Source organism: Streptomyces sp. NPDC086787, from assembly GCF_044745865.1.
In the GTDB taxonomy this organism is placed as follows: Bacteria; Actinomycetota; Actinomycetes; order Streptomycetales; family Streptomycetaceae; genus Streptomyces.
In genome coordinates this window covers 26,732-45,619 of record NZ_JBIVBC010000025.1, presented here as the reverse complement: position 1 = coordinate 45,619, position 18,888 = coordinate 26,732, and the positions used below count along the sequence as shown (strand labels likewise).

At 67.2% G+C, this 18,888-nt stretch carries 12 protein-coding genes and 3 pseudogenes; 8 read left to right on the top strand and 7 right to left on the bottom strand.

Annotated features, from left to right (window positions below):
• The first annotated feature begins 1,721 nt into the window (after window positions 1-1,721).
• From ACIPK3_RS32640 to ACIPK3_RS32630, 3 genes and pseudogenes are all read left to right on the top strand, one after another.
• Window positions 1,722-1,913, top strand: coding sequence for a hypothetical protein (locus ACIPK3_RS32640; protein ID WP_402575604.1), 192 nt, complete (start codon window positions 1,722-1,724; stop codon window positions 1,911-1,913).
• A 799-nt stretch (window positions 1,914-2,712) separates the two neighbouring features.
• Complete coding sequence (locus ACIPK3_RS32635) at window positions 2,713-3,792, top strand: hypothetical protein (RefSeq protein WP_402575602.1); 1,080 nt, start codon at window positions 2,713-2,715, stop codon at window positions 3,790-3,792.
• A 566-nt stretch (window positions 3,793-4,358) separates the two neighbouring features.
• Window positions 4,359-4,553 (top strand): annotated as a pseudogene (locus ACIPK3_RS32630) (hypothetical protein); the annotation flags it as partial.
• 40 nt (window positions 4,554-4,593) lie between these two features.
• On the opposite strand, the gene ACIPK3_RS32625 reads toward ACIPK3_RS32630, so the two are convergent.
• The 4 genes from ACIPK3_RS32625 to ACIPK3_RS32610 all read right to left on the bottom strand — a co-directional run bounded on the left by ACIPK3_RS32625 (window position 4,594) and on the right by ACIPK3_RS32610 (window position 14,373).
• Window positions 4,594-5,892 (bottom strand): IS256 family transposase, encoded by a 1,299-nt coding sequence (locus ACIPK3_RS32625; protein ID WP_402575600.1) that lies wholly within the window; start codon window positions 5,890-5,892, stop codon window positions 4,594-4,596.
• A gap of 264 nt (window positions 5,893-6,156) precedes the next feature.
• Complete coding sequence (locus ACIPK3_RS32620; protein ID WP_402575598.1) at window positions 6,157-12,729, bottom strand: RHS repeat-associated core domain-containing protein; 6,573 nt, start codon at window positions 12,727-12,729, stop codon at window positions 6,157-6,159.
• Between the two features lie 397 nt (window positions 12,730-13,126).
• Window positions 13,127-13,651: a MarR family winged helix-turn-helix transcriptional regulator gene (locus tag ACIPK3_RS32615; protein ID WP_402575596.1), complete on the bottom strand. Its 525-nt coding sequence runs from the start codon at window positions 13,649-13,651 to the stop codon at window positions 13,127-13,129.
• A 200-nt stretch (window positions 13,652-13,851) separates the two neighbouring features.
• Window positions 13,852-14,373, bottom strand: a complete 522-nt coding sequence (locus ACIPK3_RS32610) for an SRPBCC domain-containing protein (protein WP_402575595.1) — start codon at window positions 14,371-14,373, stop codon at window positions 13,852-13,854.
• 369 nt (window positions 14,374-14,742) lie between these two features.
• Here ACIPK3_RS32610 and ACIPK3_RS32605 point away from each other — a divergent pair, with 369 nt between their 5' ends.
• The 3 genes from ACIPK3_RS32605 (at window position 14,743) to ACIPK3_RS32595 (ending at window position 16,401) form a co-directional block, all read left to right on the top strand.
• Window positions 14,743-15,078 carry a transposase gene (locus tag ACIPK3_RS32605; RefSeq protein WP_402575593.1) on the top strand — a complete coding sequence of 112 codons (336 nt, stop codon included), beginning with the start codon at window positions 14,743-14,745 and terminating at the stop codon, window positions 15,076-15,078.
• Complete coding sequence (locus ACIPK3_RS32600) at window positions 15,078-15,935, top strand: transposase (RefSeq protein WP_402575591.1); 858 nt, start codon at window positions 15,078-15,080, stop codon at window positions 15,933-15,935. Before ACIPK3_RS32605 ends, ACIPK3_RS32600 begins: the two co-directional genes overlap by 1 nt.
• A gap of 82 nt (window positions 15,936-16,017) precedes the next feature.
• Entirely contained in the window at window positions 16,018-16,401 is a 384-nt protein-coding gene (locus ACIPK3_RS32595) for a hypothetical protein (RefSeq protein ID WP_402575589.1), read from the top strand.
• A gap of 297 nt (window positions 16,402-16,698) precedes the next feature.
• Here ACIPK3_RS32595 and ACIPK3_RS32590 read toward each other — a convergent pair whose 3' ends face one another.
• Together ACIPK3_RS32590 and ACIPK3_RS32585 are read right to left on the bottom strand one after the other, a co-directional pair.
• Window positions 16,699-16,896, bottom strand: a complete 198-nt coding sequence (locus tag ACIPK3_RS32590; RefSeq protein ID WP_402575587.1) for a hypothetical protein — start codon at window positions 16,894-16,896, stop codon at window positions 16,699-16,701.
• Window positions 16,897-17,064: 168 nt separating this feature from the next.
• Window positions 17,065-17,161: pseudogene (locus tag ACIPK3_RS32585) on the bottom strand (transposase); the annotation flags it as partial.
• A 123-nt stretch (window positions 17,162-17,284) separates the two neighbouring features.
• Between ACIPK3_RS32585 and ACIPK3_RS32580 the strand changes: the two are divergent.
• Entirely contained in the window at window positions 17,285-17,674 is a 390-nt protein-coding gene (locus ACIPK3_RS32580; protein WP_402575585.1) for a hypothetical protein, read from the top strand.
• Between the two features lie 18 nt (window positions 17,675-17,692).
• Here the strand turns inward: ACIPK3_RS32580 and istB are convergent.
• Window positions 17,693-18,334 (bottom strand): annotated as a pseudogene (gene istB, locus ACIPK3_RS32575) (IS21-like element helper ATPase IstB); the annotation flags it as partial.
• 35 nt (window positions 18,335-18,369) lie between these two features.
• Here istB and ACIPK3_RS32570 point away from each other — a divergent pair.
• Window positions 18,370-18,870 (top strand): hypothetical protein, encoded by a 501-nt coding sequence (locus ACIPK3_RS32570; protein WP_402575583.1) that lies wholly within the window; start codon window positions 18,370-18,372, stop codon window positions 18,868-18,870.
• The last annotated feature ends 18 nt before the right edge of the window (window positions 18,871-18,888 follow it).

The following is an 18,888-nucleotide window of genomic DNA, read 5'->3' as shown; positions in this document are numbered from 1 at the left end:
GAGTGAGATCACCACACCAACGACGAGGGGCTTCGCCACGTCACCACACCTGACCAGCCCCTTTCATCCCCACAGCACAGGATGAAAGGGGTTCAGTCAGCATCTGTTGCTCTGTCACGGGCTGACGAACCGCACCGCCGTGCGGTGCGGTTCGTCAGCGCCGTGCGGTGCGGTTCGTCAGCGCCGTGGATGTCCACGATCAAGGTGGAGGGCCCGTGGGGCCGTGCGGGAGTCAGCAGTCGCCCGCTGGCCGAAGGGACCAGTCTCGGCCCCGCCAGGCAACCGCGGGTCCGGATGGCGCCAAACCACTCCACCGAGCCAGTCGACGGACGAAGCCACGCGCGTCCGTGCAACGCCTCCGGACGACCCGAGGCCGGCGAGCTTCTGAAGGAGTCTTTGTGCACGGCTGTCTGGGTGACTGCCTGTGCGTGTCCTCGCGTTTGCATGGCTGGCAGCGCACTTGACGTGCATTGATGGTCTTCTCATCGCACCGGGAATTGCTTGGCCCCACCGGACCGGGGCCAAGCTCTTCCTCTCCCGCCGAGCAGCCCAGAGAAAAAGGGGCCGCCCCGGGGACGGCCCCTCACTCCCGCGGTCTGGCCGCGGTGGGATTGACGCTTGGCGCTGACTGGCAGGTCAGTGGTTCTCACCTGCGGACAGCGGCGCCGGTCGGCGGATCAGGGTGTGACCTCCGTGGCCCGGGAAAGGCCAGGATGATGCGCGGTGGACGCGCATTCGTTGGCGACGACACTGTCGACCCGTCATTTTCGGCAGCACTCGGTCAACGAGACGAGAGTGCCCCGATGTCGGCCGTCGGGGCTGCGCAACATGCTCGGCCCTTCCCCCAACGACGCAGCCGTCGCCACGCCGCGGCGTGGCGACGGCTGATAAAGGCTGCCCGCCCGTACGCTCCCACCACGGGGTGAGTGGGACGTGCCACCCTGTGCAGGAAGCCCGCCTTCCACGTGCTCTCCCGAGACGCCCGGGGGGCTTCCTGCCTCCCCCGCTGCTCCCGAGCGGTGGTGGTCGACGCCGAGCATCCGTCTCTGTCGCCACCGGCGGGGCCGCAGTCCCACTCCGCGACCACGGTGCCGGTCTCCCGGTAGCGGGCGATGGCGTCCTGGTCGACGTTGCCGCGGGTGCCGTTCTCCATCAGACCCAGCCCGAGTGAATGACTCTTCCATCCGGCCTAGCTCCGCAGGACCGCGTGCCGTTCTCCCCTGACGCTGGGAGCGACGCATGCCCATGCCAAGAACGGGTGTGCCAGAAGCTTTCTCTGAAGGAGAACGATGAGTCTGAAGAGAACTCCGCTCGGTCCGCTCCCCCGCCCCAAGTGGATCATCGCAAGCGCAGCGGCTTCTGCCGCTGTGGCCCTGGTGGGCATGGCCGGCCCGGCGGCAGCGGCCGAGGCCCTACACGCCACCCGGCAAACTGCCTCACCCGTCGGCGGCGACGACTGCCACAGTGTGGCGCCGCTGGACGGCCTGTACTGGCTGGGAGGCGGGGGCGGCCGCGGAGACCACTGCGGCCCCACCGGACCCACCGGACCCACCGGCCCTGCCGGACCCACGGGCGCGACGGGCGCGACGGGCGCTACTGGGGCCACCGGCGCAACAGGGGCGACGGGGGCAACAGGGGCGACGGGGGCCACCGGTGCAACAGGCCCGACCGGCCCGACCGGCCCCGGCACCACCGTGACGGGTTCAACGACAACGGTCGTATTGACCGCCGGAATCAACACGCTCACCAGCCCGTGCGCGGGTACCACCATCGGAGCCACCCTCCTCACGACGGGTACCGGCGTAGTCGTCCCGGTCGCTGTCAGCGCGGGCGGAACCATCACTACCGCCGCTGTCGCCGCGCTCGACGTCGGGCCGGCCACACTGACCGTGACCTGCGCGACTACACCCTGATCCCCCGACCAGGGCCGCTGCCCGCAGGTGAGAACCACTGACCGGCTAATCAGCGCCAAGCGTCAATCCCACCGCGGCCAGACCGCGGGAGTGAGGGGCCGTCCCCGGGCGGCCCCTTTGCTCTGGGTTGCTCGGAGGGAGAGGAATTGCTTGGCCCCGGTCCGGTGGGGCCAAGCATTTCCCGGTGCGATGAGAAGACCATCAAATGCACGTCAAGTGCTCTGCCAGCCATGAGAACGCGAGGACACGCACAGGCAGTCACTCAGACAGCCGCGCGCGAAGACAGCTCCAGCAACTCGCCGGCCTTTGGTCGTCCGGAGGCCGTTGCACGGACGCGGGATGGCTGGGACAATTCCTCCGCTGCTCCTTCACTCCCCGGTTACGGCACGCCCCGGGGGGCAGCTCCGGCCCGTCGCCTCTGGAAGAACGACGGGCCGGAGCCGAGCAGACAGCACACACAGGCAGCACGCACGGAGACGGCGGTGGTGCGCCCCCAATGTGTACCGCGAACAGCGGCGTGCCGGGCGCGGTGGCACACCAGGCTGGTCCGGACAGAGGGGGTCAGGTGCCCAGTTGGGCGCGTGAGGCGCCGTCCGGATGTGCCTCAAGGCTGGTGACGTGCTGCTCCAGACGGGGCGGGCTACGGTGACTCAGGCCTGCCGTGGGACGTTGAGGTGTCGTGCCACAGCCCGCATCCAGCTCCCGTGAGACTCCCGCCGTCCCGGCCGGGAAATCGCCGCCGTTGCCCTTTCTCCTGTCTCCCGGCCAAGGTGAAGCGGCGCGCACGCTGCTGAGCTACGTGGCCTCGTTGCCGCTCAGCGGACCCGATGCGCAGCTCCTCGCTGTCGTGGTCGCCATCCGGGCCGCACGCGGGGGCACCGGCAACATCACTGGGATGGAGCTGGCGGGCCTACGGCTGGGGAACCCATCAGAAGCCGTTGCTGCACTGCGAGGTCTGGGCTGGCAACTGGACGACGGCGTCTTCAACAGCGACCCCGCTGCGCCGCCGGTCCCTGTCACCGTTCCCGACCTGAGCCGGGAGACGGACCATCCTCTGCCCCTCGGGAAGCAGACGCGTTCACGGGTGTCCGGATGGACCACGCGCGTCCTGTGCGCCAAGCCGCTCAAAAAGCTCCCGCCCGCCGCTCGGCTGGCCGGCCTGTTCCTCGCCGCGCACAGCACCCCCCAGCTTCTCGGGCAGATCCCACCCACGCTTCCCCCAGCGTGCCGGGCCGCTCTCCCGAACCTGCTGGACAATAGCTTCCTCACCGAACTCTCCGCCGGCCAGTGCCGACTTGACCCCCAAGTGCGCCACCTTGCGGGCATGCGCCCGCCCACCATCGAGGAGAACGCCATCGAGGAGAAGGTGATGAAGCCCTCCGAGGCGCGGGCACGAGGATTCCAGTTCAGCACCGACGCCTGGGAGCAGTGGAAGACATCGGCTACGCCCGCGCTGCGACGGCACATGGAGACCGTCGAATCCTGCCCGGTGTGCGCGATGCCCGCGGAGCGCGTGGCTGAGGCGTTCATGCTTTCCCCCCGCCCGGCCCGCTTCTCCAAGGACGCCAAGGCCGCCTATGGCCAGTGGAAGAACGCCCATCCGGACCGCGGGCCCGTGGCCGCCAAGTTCACCGTGGACTTCCGGGCCGAACACGGCCACGGCCCCTCGTTCAAACAACTGGGCGAGGGCCTCGGCTTGCAGAGCGCGGGCCGCCCGCTGCTCAGCTTCATCGTGGAACGCTTGCTCGCGAACAGGTGGCTGACCAGGACGGGCACGGTGCCCTGGACCCTCCGCCCCGGAGAAGCCGCTCACGCCCAGGGCATCACCCTCCCCCGCGCGCGAAAACCGCAGGCACCTGCAACCCCTGCCCGGCCATAGCCCCGCCTCGGCCCGACCGCGCTGCTGACCCCGAACAGCTCGCGGCACCGAAAAGACGTCGGCCCGCAACGGGGTATACGGGCCGACGGGGCTATTTCATCATGAACTGCCCGGAGGCCGGGTTGTTGGCCGGTCCCGCGTTCTCTGCCTCTTCGGTCCCGGCGCGGGGCCGTTCGCTGCGCGCCCGCTGGAGGCAGGTGGCGCGTGCCGGGCGCCAGCCGGATCGTTACCGCCTGGCACGGCACCGGCGTGGAACTTCCGGAACACGCAGTCGTCCCACGCTGCTCGTGGAGTACCGGGCGAGCGGAGAGCCCCCTCAGCGCCTCGGGAGAGCTCGCGGAAGGGAGGCTCTCCGCACGGGGGCAGAGCGCCCCTCACCCGGTACCCCGGGAGTGTAGGGCTCCGCAGGGTTTCATCAGCCGCTGCCACGCCGCACATCACCGACACAACTGCACACGGCAAACCCGCAGCGGAACGGATACAGGACCGAGCGTGGCGCTTTATGGCCGGTGGTGTGCGCCGCGGGGCGTTGGTGTGTCGTGCCGCAGTTCGCATCCGGCTCCCCCATGGTTCCCGCCGTCCCGGCCGGGGGGCCTGCGCCGTTGCCCTTTCTCCTGTCTCCCGGCCAAGGTGAAGCGGCGCGCACGCTGCTGAGTTACGTGGCCTCGTTGCCGCTCAGTGGACCCGACGCGCAGCTCCTTGCCGTCGTGGTCGCCATCCGGGCCGCGCGTGGAGGTGTCGGCAACATCACCGGGATGGAGCGGGTGTGTCCAATCAACGGCTGATCTTGGTGGTTGAGGGTCAGTGGCTGGTGGTGGGGGTGAGGCGTCCTTCGAAGGCGATCTGGAAGGCGTTCAGCGGTGCCTTCCAGCGCATGGTCCAGCGGCGCCGTCCCTTGCCGGTCGGGTCCAGGCTCATCAGCGCCATGTAGACGCACTTCAACGCGGCGGCCTCCGTAGGGAAGTGACCGCGGGCCCTCACGGCCTTGCGGATGCGGGCGTTCACGCTCTCGATCGCGTTCGTCGAGCAGATCACCTTGCGGATCTCGACGTCGAAGGAGAGGAAGGGCACCATCTCGGCCCAGGCGTCGGACCACAGCTTGACCACGGCCGGGTACTTGGCGCCCCACTTCTCGGAGAACTCCAGGAACCGCTCGGTCGCAGCGGCCTTGCTACGGGCGGTGTAGACGGGGCGAAGGTCCTTGGCGAGCCTGTCCCAGTCCTGGCGGCAGCAGTAGCGGATGCTGTTGCGAATCAAGTGAACGATGCACGTCTGGACGACCGTGCGGGGCCAGACCGTCTCGACCGCGTCGGGCAGGCCCTTCAGGCCGTCGCATACGAGCGTCAGGACGTCTTCGACTCCGCGATTCTTGAGTTCGGTGAAGACCTGGAGCCAGTGTTTGGCTCCCTCGCCGCCGTCACCGGCCCAGATCCCCAGAATGTCGCGGGTGCCCTCGACCGTGACCGCCATGGCCACATAGATGGGACGGTTGGCGACCTTGCCATCGCGAATTTTCACGTTGATGGCGTCCACGAAGACGACCGGATAGACGCGGTCCAGCGGACGGGCCTGCCATTCCGCCATGCCCTCCATCACCTTGTCCGTGATCGTGGTGATGGTTTGCTTGGACACCTCCGCTCCGTACACCTCGGCCAGATGAGCCGATATCTCCCCGTGAGTGAAGCCCTTCGCGGACAGCGAGAGCACCATCTCATCGACCCCGGTCAGGCGCCGCTGCCGCTTGCGGACGATCTGCGGCTCGAAGGTGCCGGCCACGTCCCTGGGCACCTTCACCTCGACCGGGCCGACGTCGGTCAGCACCGTCTTCGACCGAGTGCCGTTGCGGCTGTTGCCGCTGCCCCGGCCCGCCGCGTCGTGCTTGTCATAGCCGACGTGATCGGTGATCTCACCCTCCAGGGCGGACTCGAGCACCCGCTTGGTCAGCTGCTGCAGCAGCCCACCCTCACCCTTCAGCTGGAGGCCGTCGGATCGGGCGCGGTCGACCAGCATCGCGATCAACTGCTCGTCCGACACCGCGTCCGCGGCCGACTCGACTACCGGCTCCTCCGCGGCTCCGTGCTGGGTGATGGTCTCGCTCATTCAGGCGTCTCCTTGATCATCGGATCCGCCGTCTATTGGACACTCCCGATACGGCTTCTCAGTGTTACCGGTATTGAGCCAGCGGAAAACGGCGCGCAGAGATGGGTGTGGTTGGTGGCACGCCCCTGGTGGTGGAGGGAGGGGCATGCCACCAGGTTGCGGACGCCGCCTGGCGGAGCAACGACCGCGCTCGGGGTGGTGTGGCATGCCCCCGCGGCCCCGGGCCGATCAGGCTCAACCCCGGGTACGAATTACGGCGCTGAGCTATTTTCCGTGGAATTTTGCCAACTGCTGTGCCGCAGCAGCGTATCGCTCACTAGCGTCCGTAATCATCTGAAGAAACATCTGCATGGTCCTGTCGTAATCTTGCGCGGCGAGCTCGGGATTACCGAAACGCTCGACAGCTATTTCTTCCGCCCAGTGTTGGTATTCACCGCCGTTACTCCACTCCACCAGTGTCTTCATTTGAGCTTCTGCGGAACGCAGCTCCATCAGAGCTTGCGCGTAGGTCACCGCTCTCTGTCCCGTCTCTACAACTTGCGGCGCTGCTTCGGCGACCTTGGGCGCAAGTGCCTCTGCTGCTGCGACGGTTGCTTCGGCGGCTTCGGTGCATGCTTCCGGGTTGGCCGCGCATGTTGCTCCTGTACCGGCTGCTCCTGTCGCAACGGCGGTGGTTCCGGTGCCGAGCGCCGCACCGCCAGTGAAGTAGGTAGCGTAGAGAAGCTCCCCCGCCTCAAGCAGCGGGCCTGCCAAGAGCCCCAGGGGCCCTGTGACGCCGAACCATGGGCTGTTGCACCCCTGGCAATTGGGGTTCAGTGCGGCGAGGCGTTCATCTGGGTAGTCGCCAAACCCGGCACCGCCTGCAAGTTCGCCTACGCGGTCTTTGTTGATTTGGGCGTTCTGGTAGCCGGTGTCGTCTGATTTGTTGACTCCGGCGTTGGCTGCGGCCACGTCTGCGGCGTCGGCTGCGTTGGCGGCGTCCCAGAGGCTGCTGTAGTCGCAGCCGCAGTGGTCGTCCATGGCGGGCTGGCTGAAGAGTGCGTCGTCTGCAGCGGCTTCTCTGCTGCCGAGCGCGTGGTGGGCGCAGTCTTCGGGTCCGTAGTTGTGGGGGTGGGCGAGTTGGGCGGTGTCGCAGGGGAGGTAGCCGGTGGGGTCGGTGTGGTTGAGGGGGCTGTTGTGGACGTAGGGGTAGGGGCTGGTGCCGGGGGTGTTGAGGGGGTCGGGGGTGAGGAAGGTGTGGGTGGTGGGGTCGTACTGCCGGCCGTTCATGTTGATGAGGCCGAGGGTTGGCTGGTTTTCCTGGTTGGTGAAGGTGTGGGTGATGTTCCCGGTGGGGCTGGTGTTGGGGCTGCCGTCGGGGTTGATGTTGTTGCCGAAGGGGTCGGTGTAGATGCGCTGGTTGATGGCGCCGGTGTTGTCGGCGACGGCGGTGGTGGATCCGAGGTGGTTGGTGAGGGTGTACTCGGTCCTGAGGGTGTGGCCGTCATTGACGGTCTGTCCGATGGGGCCGTCGCTGCCCTGGAGGTAGTAGACGTCGGTTGCGGCGGAGCCGTCGTTCTTGGTCCGGTGTTCGTAGAGGCCGGGGATGTAGAAGGTGCTGGTGGTGGGGGTGGTTTCCTTGGCTTTTCGGCCGAAGGCGTCGTAGGCGAAGGTGGTGGTGGTGCCGTTGCGGGTGATGGTTTTGGGGAGGTTGTAGGAGGTGTAGGTGGTGGTGCGGCCGTTGCCGGTGGTCTGGCGGCCCTGCCCGTCGTAGGTGAGGGTCTGGCTGTTCTCTCCGGTGGGGGTGATGGTGGTGAGGGTGTCGGGTTGGTCACCGCCTGGGGCGCCGTAGGCGTGGTGTTCGGTGGTGGTGCCGTTCTTGGCGGTGTCGGTGAGGTTGCCGACGGGGTCGTAGGTGTAGCTGGTGGTGGTCTTGGGCTTGGTGCCGTTGGTGAGGCTCCAGTCGGTCAGCTGGCCCAGAGGGTCGTAGGTGTATGCCTCGGACCGGTCGCCGACCGCATCGGTCTGGGTCTTGAGGAGGCTGTTGTCCCAGTAGGTGTAGGTGAGGTCCTGGACCTTGGTGTTGGCGTTGTTGGTGACGGTGGTGTTGTGGAGGCGGCCGGTGGGGGCGTCGTAGCTGTTCTTGAGGGTGAGGGCTGCGCTGCCGCTTCCGTACTGGGCGGTGTCGAGAGCCTGGCTGGGTGTGCGTGATTTGACGGTCCACAGGGTCTTGTTCGTCTGGCCCTGGGTGGTGTCGGTGAGGGTGGAGAGGAAGCCGGTGCCGTTGTAGCCGTTCTGGACGGTGTAGCGGTGGCCGGCGCTGTCGACGGCACCCGGGTAGGTGAGGGTGTCGGGCCGTCCGGTGGTGTCGAAGGTCTGGTCGGTGCTGTAGGTGACGGGGACGGAGGCGGACTGGTCGGTGTAGTCGGTGCCGGTCAGGCGTCCGGCAGTGTCGTAGCGGTAGGCGGTCTTGATGCGGTCAGGGCTGGTGGCCGTGGCGAGTTTCCCGATGCCGTGGGGGGCGGTGTCGTAGACGAAGGTGCTGGTGCCGTCCTCGCTCTTGCGGGTGGTGTAGCGGCCCAGGTCGTCGAAGTCGCCGAAGGTGGTGCTGTGACCGGTGGCCTCGTGGGTCTCGGTGTCCAGCTGGCCGGTGGCGTAGTACGTGTCGGTGGTGACGCCGCCATTCGGGTCGTCGACCTTGGTCTGACGGCCGAGCACGTCGTGGGTGTAGGTGGTGGTGTGCTTGTTGGCGTCGGTGACCTGGTAGGGCAGGCCGAAGGGTCCGTAGGAGTAGCTGGTGGTGATCTTCCGGTCGGGGCTGGTGGAGGTGTCGGTGACCGTGCGGGCAGCCAGCCGGCTGTCGGGGTCGGCCGTCGTTTCAGTGACGGCACCGTTCTGGTCGGTGGTGGTGGCGGTGGAGAACGTGTAGCTGGTCTTGATGGTCTTGTCGTCCGGCAGGGTCGTGGTGACCGGGCGGTCCAGGCTGTCGTAGTCGGTTGTGGTGGTGCCTACGGGTGCCGGGGCGGTGATGCTTGCGGGGCGGCCAAGGACGTCGTAGTCAGTGGCGGTGGTGTTCAGGGTGCCGTCGAACCCGGTCGACTTCGTCTTGACCGTGCGGCCGAGGGCATCGGTGAAGGTCTGGGTCACCTGGGGGGTCTGCGGCTGCAGGCCGATGCTCGCTGTGGTGATCGTGCCGTTGGTGCCGCCGTAGGTGTCCGTGCGCTTGGAGTAGGTGAATGAGGTGGGTGCCTGCCCGTCAACTGTGACCTTGACCGGTCGGCCGAGGTCGTCGAAGTCCGAGGCGGTCTGCACGCCGTTGGCGTCCGAGGCTGCCAGGGTGACACCTAGGGCAGGGTGCACCGCGAGCCACTGTGACGGTGCCGGCCCCCCCTTGTGTTCCGACCAGGACTGCGAGGTGTAGATCTCCTCATCGGGCTGCTGCGGGAACACCGGGTCGTGCTCGAGGTGAGTGACCTTGTCCGGCACCCCGTCGGCGCTGACGGTCATTCTGTCGAGCACGCCGTAGGGGTCGGTGCGGTAGGTGGTGGTCAGCGCAACATCATCGGCGCCGTCCTTCTCCTGCCACAGGGTGTCCAGACGACCGAGCGTGTCGTAGTGGAAGTCGGTGGTACGGGTGACCGGACCGGGCTTGCCTCCTGCTGCCTTGGAGGTGACCGTCTGGTGCATGGGCAGATTCACCAGCCAGGCAGAGGTGTCCGGGGTGAAGGTCGTGTCGGTGGTGGCTGACGCTCCGCCGGTGACACTTTCGGTGTGGTGGGTACGGTTCCCGAAATCGTCGAAGTCGGAGCTCTGCGCTGACTGGCGCTGCGGTGTCGGTGGTTTGGCTACCCCCGAGAAGTGTGACGGCTGGTCGGTGCCGACCAGTGAGCCCCAGGTCGTGTCGACGTTCTGTTCCCACTCGTCGGTGGTGACACCTGTCGTGAACACCGCGAACTGACCACCACTAGTCGCCCTTTGGTTCAGGTGCCGCACCCCGTAGGTGTTATGGGTGCTGGTGACGCGCGCCTTGACGGTGTCCGCGGCCCGGGCGCGCGAGTCCAGGGTGAGGATCGGTGTGACCGTGGTCACCTGTGTGGGGCGGTTGACGTAGGGGTGGAAGCCCGCGCCGACCTGTTCCCGGTGCCGGTTGAAGTCGTACAGAGTCTCGGAGGGCCGCTGCGGATCCCATACCCGCATCGTGAGGAATCCGAGGAACCCGGTCCGCACGTCCGCCACCGGATCCTCGAAGGAATACTGGATCTTGTACGGCTTGGGTGTCTGCCCCTTGTCCGGATCGATCACGTGATCGCGGGAGTCGACCTGCCGGACTGTCACAATGCCCGAACGCCCGCACACCAGCGGGGCCGCACAGTCGTAATCTGCGGCCTTCTCCATGTGGTCGCTCCACGCGGTGGAGTACGTGACGCTCTGCCGGTTCCACAGAGTGCCCTGGTCCGCAATGCCGGTCAGGCGGCCGGTGTAGGACACGTCCTGGGACAGCAGCACCAGATGCCCGTTCGACACCCGTACCACGCCCGGCCGGCCGGTGGCCGAGAAGTCACCCACACGGGAACTCGCCCAGCCGTCATTCCCGTCTCCCAGCGTCCCGCCGTCCGAGGCAATCTCATCCGAGTCGAATGATCCGTCGCCGCGTGAGATGAGCGCGGTGGTCGCCGAGGGTGTGAACGTCACCAGGTCCGTTCGGCCGTCCGCGTTGAGATCGGCGGCCTGCACCCCTGCGTACTTGTCGTACGGGATATCGGGGGTCTTCTTGTCCACGACCAGACCGTCGCCGGTGTTCCACACCAGGGCCGCCGGCAGCCGCCAGTCCCCCTTCGCGTCCGCCGTCACCGGCAGCAGCAGGTAGTCCTGGAGCCCGTCCCCGTTGAAGTCGCCCGTGACCGTCCGGTAGTTCCAGTATTTGCCCGTGAAGCTTGGTGCCAGCGGGCTCATGACGTGGTCCCATGTCTTGCCGTTGGCGTCCTTATGCCGCCCCGACGTCACCACCGGGTCCCCGTCCGCGACCAGGCTCAACACTGTCGGCTCGTACTTGCCAGCCGCGTTCTTCACCACGCTGATGACCGACGCCTTGCCCTCACCCGTGGGATCTCCCGTGGTGCTTTCGGCGCTGTCCCAGGTGAAGGCGGTTGCCTTGGCCGCACCGAGCTCGCCGTCCTTGTTCAGCCGGATCGAGTACGCACCGCCCGCCCCGTCCGCGCTGGCGTAGTCCATCCGGCCGTCGCCGTTGAAGTCGGCGAAGACCGAGTTGTCGGCGTTCGGGAACTCCATGGCCGTAGCCTTGAACGCCTGGTCGGCGTCATTCCACTTGACGACCTTGTCCTTGGTCTTCTTCGTGGCGGGGTCTTCGTACCTCAGGGCCAGACTGGCTCTCCCCTCACCGAGGTCGACAGGCCGGCTTTCACGCAGATCCGTTCCGCTCATCCCCAGCGCATCGTTCTGCGCCACTGAGACAGCCTTCTCCAGCGGGGAGACCGTACCGGTGTCAGACTTGCGCACGCCGAGCCGAACCGAGCCCAGGTTGTGGCTTCCGTAAGGGTGCTCTGCGCGATCGCTCATCAGGAGGTCATCAGCGCCGTCCCCGTTGATGTCGGCCGCCCGCATGAAGGGCGTCGTTGCGCTGGGGCCGTCGATCGGGACGGGAAGCGCGTCCAGATCCTGGGAGTGAAAGGACGGTACCGCGCCCTTCTGCGAAGTGTCCCAGGTGAAGTTCTTCCCGAGCAGGCAACCCCCTGACGGGGCGCACTTGGCCACGGACTTGAGCAGGCTGCGGTGGTCGACGCTTATGTCGTAGGCCAGGTTGTACTGCCACACCAGCTTGGTCGCCCCGGGATTCGGGGCGAACATCTTGACCGACTTGATCCGCCGGGTCTGGTTGAAACGCACCCCGGCCAGGTAGGAGAACGACGTGTCCGGCCGGTCCTCGTAGTCGAACTGCACATACCGCGCCGCGGTCTTGTCGTTGCCGTGCGCGGTGTAGGAAATCTTGGCGGGCAGCCACTCGTCTCCGCCGGGACCGCTGAGCGAGGTGTACTCGTAGTCGATCTCGTTGCCCGACCGGTCCCGGTCGGACTCCAGCAGCCACATCACGCGAGGTGTGGAAAAAGCCGCATCACCGGTCGACGGCGCCGCGGTGTCGGAGAATCCGACACCGGAGCTCATCCGGTGTCCCTGCCGGGCCTCATAGGTACGGATCCGGCCGTCCCGCGCCTTGACCGTGAAGTGGTCGGGTCCGCCGAGGCTGTCGTTCGCCTGAGCCGTGACCGAGAGGACCTGGCCAAAGCCATTCGTCTTGGCCCGGTACTCAGCGTTCAGCGGGTGACCGGATCCCGAACCGAGCTGGACAAGTTTCTGGCCGTCCAGGCAGAAGTCGTCCGACCAGTCATCGTGCACGCCGGACGGGGTGGACTCGCCCTCGGCGGTGCTCTTTGTGCAGCGGGTGATCGCCGACATCGCGCCGGAGACCGCCCAGCCCTGCCCCACCGAACCGTTGCCGCCTCCACTGGAGTAGCCCAGAGACAGCGAAGGCGCCATCCCGGCCCGGCCATCCGGAACGTCCAGAGGAATCGAGTACGTGAAGTCACCCGACGGTGAGACCTTCCACGAACCCGGGAGATAACCGGTCTCCCCGGAGCTGCCCTTCACTGAACCGGGTGACAACGCCTTCGGTATTTGCGGCCGCACCGCCCCCGCAGCCAGAGCCACCTCTCCGAGCCCTGGTACCACAGACAAAAGCGAGAGAAGAACCGAGAACGCGACCGGAGCAGCAAGGCGCGCCGAGAGGTTGCGGCGCCTTCCTGGCAGCGGCGGCAGTGGTCTTCGCGAGGTGTGTGAATCCATTTTTCCCACCCAGACGTGCAGTTCGGACATGAGTACAACGGAGATGAGATACAGCGGAAAGGGAGGCGTGGCTCGGGCGCCCCCGGACGTGAGCGGACGCAGAGCCTGAGACCAGTACGACAGGCTGCCCCCCCCAGCCCTTACCTGGTCTGGGGGGGCCTTGAGTGGACCGCGGCTCATGGTCCTCGCCTGTCGTTGCGGGCGCCCGAGCCAGTTGAGGGAAAGTGGACCAGTCCCGCCTCTTCGAGGAGGGGACCGCCTTTGTGGTGCGCGCAGCAGTCGGCAGCTGCGGCGGTCAGTACCGCCACCCCTGGCCTGGCAGCCATCAAGCCAGGGGTCGGATCCGGGAACCGGGGCGGCCTTCCTGCATCTTGTGCCTGCAGGGTGCCGGTTGCTCTTACCCTTCGTTGGCGGGGCGCGGGTGTTCCATGCGGGTGAGCCAGTTGGTGAGGAGCGTCTCGAGTGCTACGGCCTCGGTGGGCGTCAGCAGGCTCAGCAGGTGGTGTTCGTTGCGCATGTGGTCGGTGAAGGCCCGGTCGATCAGTTCCCGGCCGGGGCCGGTGAGAGCGACGATCCGGCCGCGCTGGTCGTCTTGGGGACGGCGGCGCGTGACAAGCCCGGCCTTTTCCAGCCGGTCGATGCGCTTGGTCATCGCACCGGTGGTAACCATGGTGTGGACGGCGAGCTCACCAGGCGCCCGTTCGAAGGGATCCCCGGCACGGCGCAGCGCACACAGGACGTCGAACTCTCCCTCACTGAGGCCGTAGCGGCTGTAGAGGAGGCAGAGTTCCCCTGTGAGCAGGCCGGCCAGGCGGTGCAGCCTACCGATCACTCCTTGCGGGCCGATGTCGATGTCGGGGCGCTCACGGCGCCAGTCCGCCTGAATGCGAGCCACCCGGTCCAACGGTTGCAGGTCGTCCATGCACACCACACTACCTTCCCAGGAAGTTATATCATCTTCCATCGAAGCTATTCCGGGATGGCGGGGCACTGCCAGCACGGCTGGCGGTGACGGTCGGATCGGACCAGATAGTCGGTACTGGTCACTCGACTTTCGACGTTTTCGTTGATCGTCGAGGGTCGAGTGATCTCGCCACCTGGCCAATCATGCGAGACGAGCCGCTAGAGAGGCTGCGCCTGCAGCCCGGAGTCGCGGATACGGCGCAGGAGTGGCAGCTGTTGCTGCCCTTCAGCCAAGGAGCGCAGCCGTTCCAGACTGCGGTGCAGATGCACCTGCTCGTCCCGGTACGGGAGGCGTCTGAGCACGGCGGGCAAGCCGAGGAGCCTGGTCTGCACCGAGCAGCGCAAGGCGGTTGCGGCACCGGTGGCGCGCAAGTCGTAGCGGACGGTCCGTTCGTATTTGTCCGAATCGAACCCAGGCCGGTAGCACCGGATGAGTATCTGGTCACTCAGCTCCACGACTTCCCCATGGAAGGTGCCCGGGCTGCATTTGCCACCGCCGAAATCCAGTCTGGTGTGAGCGCCGACGACATCGGGCTGCGAATCGAGGAGGGTGACTGCATCAAGGCCGACTATCCACCTGCTCATGAGGTCGGGCATCACCAGCCAGCGCAGGACATCTGCGTAAGGGCACTCCACGGTAACCGCTCCGTCGAAGGAGTACTCGCCCCACTCGTATCGCATTCGGCAACCATAACCAGGCCGTGCTCGGGAAGATCCGGAGAGGCCGCACTTCCCCCGCTTCAACAGTGGGCGGGTAGCCGCCGGCCTCGGGCAACCACGGGCGGCAGGCCGCTGGGTGACGGCGCTGTGCCAGCGACACATTATGTGGAAGCCCGGGATCCAGGTGGCGATCTCCAGCCGGGCTCGGCCCTGCTGGTGAAGTGAAGTCACCGCCCCGCGTCGATGCTCTGGCATGGTGGGCTTCGACGTTTTCGTTGGTCGTCGTGGGGTCGCTCGGGCGGGTGATGGGGGCCTGACCTGGCGGCGCGGGGCGGGGCAGCAGAGAAGCATCGGCAGTGCTTTGTGTCGCCTGCAGTGAGGGACCCGCCGATGCTTCCGGACGCGACCGTACACACTTCGCTGCTGGCGGTGCTGAGGTTCCTGCGGGGCAACTTCACCGCGCCGACCTTCCGCACCTTCGCCGCGCTGGTCACTGGCCTGATCGCGCAGACCGGCCGGTGCACCGTGACCGGGATGCTCACCGGCGCCGCGTTGACGCGCGCCTGGTCCCACGACCGCGCGCACGCCTACTTCTCCCGTGCCCCGTGGCACCCGGACATCCTGGGCATCTCCCTGTCCCACCTGGTCGTGCGCCGTCTCCTGCCCGAGGACGCGGTGCTGACGTCCAACTGCCGTTCCTGGCCCGGCCGGTGTGCCTGCCGGTGATGGCCCGGCTGTGGCGGCCCGGGCAGGAGAAGTCCAAGGTGGACCTGGCCGCCGCCATGATCCGCTTGCTGGCAGCGTGCCACTGGCGGCGGCGTATCCACGTCGCCGCGGACGCCGCCTACCACGGGAAAGCCCTGCGGAACCTGCCCGCGACCTGCACGTTCACCACCCGGTTGCCGGGCTCGGCGGTGCTGTACGACCCCGCCCCGCCCCGCACCGGCCGCCGTGGCCGACCCGCCCTGAAGGGCACGCGGCTGGGCACGGCCAAGGACCTGGCCGAACGGGCCGCCTTCCGAACGTGCCAGGTCACGCGCCACCAGCGCACCGAGACCGTTCACCTGGCCGAAGTCACCTGCCTGTGGTACGGCTCCTTCCACACCCGCACCGTCCGCGCGATCCTCCTGCGCGACCAGGACACCACCAGCGGTTACGACCTGGCCCTGGTCACCACCGATCTGACCACCACAGCACCGGCCCTGATCACCCGATACGCCTGGCGCTGGTCGATCGAGGTCACCTTCGCCGAGGCCCGCGACCTGCTCGGGGTCGGCCAAGCCCGGAGCCGCACTCAACGGGCGGTGGAGCGCACCGTCCCGTTCGGCCTGTACTGCTACACGATCACGGTGGTCTGGTACGCGCTGCACGGCCACCACCCCGCCGACGCGGCCGAACACCGCGAGCGGGCACCGTGGTACACCACGAAGGCCGAGCCCTCGCTGTCCGACATGGTCGCCAAGCTCCGCCGCGTGATCATCGCCGCCCGTTTTCTGCCCACCAGCCCAGGCCAGCCCACGGATCATGAAATCCGTGCCGTCCAGCAGGCATGGGCCACCGCCTGCCCCGACTACGTGGCCTGACCGGTCAGAACGTCGAAAGCCGAGTGGTCATGGGCCAACTGTGTTACACATCCGTCGGACACTTGGCGAATGTCGGGGGATCATGTCAGAAACACTGCACAGCGGAGACGCGAACAAGCGCCGCGCACTGACCGAGCAGGCGTGGTACCCGTCCAGGGTCGGTGACCGTCTCATAATTACGACGGAGGCCACCGAGCAGGACCCATGCTGGACCGAAACCTATGAGGTGTCGCATGACACAGAGCACGGGCGGCTTCTGCTCCACACCGACCACACCGCAGCCGAGCAGGACCTGGAGATGACAGGGTGGTTCGTCGGACCACCCAAGGCACCCGGCAGCGACCCGTTCGAGGCCCCATGGACGGTGGCCGGCCCAGACCGCCTCACCATCATTCGATGCGGCCGGGTCATCCATCAGGGCCATAATGCTGCCGTCGACGGCGAGGCCGGTACGGGAGGCGAGTAGCTCCGCTAACTGGGCACCAAGTGCGGGTCAACAGCAGGGCGACTCAGGCGACTCTGCGTCAGAAATAATCGCCCATGACCACGACAAGCCCACATCCAGGGCCCGCAAACGTGACAACCAATCAGGGCGGCGAGCGACGCGCATCACGTCGCAAGGTGTGCACTCCCGAGGATCTCGCGTCGGCCGCGGATGTCCGCGGCGACGCGCCGACCGCCCCACTCTCGGAAGGCCGGTTGAACGACGATCGGCACCCACTTCATATCTCCAGCCTGCGTCCTGACTCACCAGGCCGCGCGCTCACCTGCGCCACAGTTGGCCCCACTTCCCTGCCGCTTGGCCGCTTGCCTCTTTGGTACCAACGCCGTGACTCTGTTGGCGATCTTCAGTCACAACGTCGCCGGTCTCCTCGCCGGTGAGGGTGATGCGCACGCCGGGCATGGTGCCCCGCTCCCCCGTCCTGGCGGCCAGCTTGCGCCGCGCGGTCTTCTCACTCACCCACCAGCCGCTCATCACAGGCCGCTCCCAAGGGCCAGAAACAGGCGGTAGCGGCCCGGGGCACTCATGCCCGGCCTCCTGTGGACCTAAGAGGTCATCTAAGCAGTCCGGCTTCGACCAGCCGGTTCAGCATCACCTGCAGCAGTTGGTCGGCCGCATTCGCCCCGGTCAGTCGTGCCCGGAACTCGCACAGCACCGAGTGATCGAACCCGGGATCGTCCAGCTCCAGGCCGAGCGCGTACTTCCAGTCGATCCGGGTGCGGACGGTTGTCGGCTCATTCTGAGAACGAGCACCGGTCGGCGGCCACGAAAATGTTGGTCAGAAGTAGGAACAGAGGGCCGTCGTCTCGCTGTCGGGCTTCGAGGTCCTGGTCGCCGGAGATTGTCCATGAGGGATGATCCCCTCATGGATAGAGTTGTTGATCTTGACGGGGCGGCTGCCGTTCTGGCTCAGCGGACCGCGGGCTGGGAGTCGGCCGGCCTCGAAGTCGGTCGGCCGACCTGGCGGGATGCCGAGGCGTCCTGGCCTCAACCACTGGAGACCGACAGGGCCCGGGTTCAGGATCCGGATTCGGTTGGCGTGGTCATATCCGGTCCGGCTGAGGCAGCGTTGTCGGTTGTGCTGTTCCGTGGAGGCTGGGCCGATGTGGATTTCGTCGCTGATTTGGACGACGCTGGTTGCCTGCCAGCTTCGGGGATCTCCTCGGCGTCGGACTTCGCGACCCGGATGGACCAGTGGGTCAATCGCGTCTTCGGGAGCCTCGGCAACGGTCGGTGAGGGGTGCGCCGTCTTGGCTCACCTGCCCGCTTGCTGTTCGGCGCGGGCGCGTGTGGTGGCGAGGCGGTAGGAGTCGGTGCCGGTCTCGATGATGTTGCCGCCGAAGGTGAGGCGGTCGACGATGGCCGCGCAGAGGCGGGGGTCGGTGAACGTCTTGGTCCAGCCTGAGAAGGATTCGTTCGAAGCGATCGCCACGCTGTTCTTTTCCTCCCGCTCGGTCAGAACCTGGAAGAGGAGTTCGGCGCCGCGGCGGTCGAGTTCCATGTAGCCGAGCTCGTCGATGCACAAAAGGTCGACGCGGCCGTAGCGGGCGATGGTCTTGGTCAGCTGCTTCTCGTCGGCGGCCTCGACGAGCTCGTTGACCAGCTTGGTCGCCAGCACGTACTTGACCCGGTAGCCGGCCATCGCGGCCTCGGTGCCGAGCGCGATCAGCAGGTGGGACTTGCCGGTGCCGGAATCTCCGATCAGGCAGAGGGGCATGCCCTTCTTGATCCATTCACACTTGGCGAGGGTGTGGATGACGGCCGCGTCGATGTTGGGGTTCGCGTCGAAGTCGAACTTCCGCAGAGCCTTGTCACGGGGGAACCCGGCAGCCTTGATGCGCCGTTCAGAGCGTCGGCGGGCCCGGTCGTCGCACTCGGCGAGGAGAAGCTCGGAGATGCAGCTCGGCTCCGGTCGTAAACGACCAGACCACGTTGTCTGCCCCGACTACGGCCAGAGACCCCGCCTACCGCGAGATCGGCGAGTGGCCGCTGGCGCAGGCGATCTCCGATGCCCTTGAGGGGCCCGCGCCGGACTCGCACGTCCGCGCCCTGGTCGGCGTCGCCGGGAAGCAGGGTCACGAGCCGGTCGCCCGTTGGTACGCCGAACTGCGCCGGCACGGCCAGGAGACCGGACAACGGGTGACTGCGCAGGTGGTGGCCAACCTCGCGGACTTCCTGCGCTCAGGCAGCGAACCTGACCGGCTGGAGACCCTGTTCGTCCCCCGGCAGCTCCCGCCCGCCACAACCGGACCGGACAAGCCCGTCACTCCGGCCGGGGGGACCGGAGGCGGCATCGGTGAGCCGCTCACGGGCACGCTCGTCACCCGTAGCCAGGAGTCGCTGGGCCCGCATCATGCGGCGGATCTCTTGGTACGCGCCCTCACCACCCAGGGCTGGCGCTGCGCTATTTGTTTCCTGGAAACAACTGACTGACCCAAGAGCCTCCCGCTG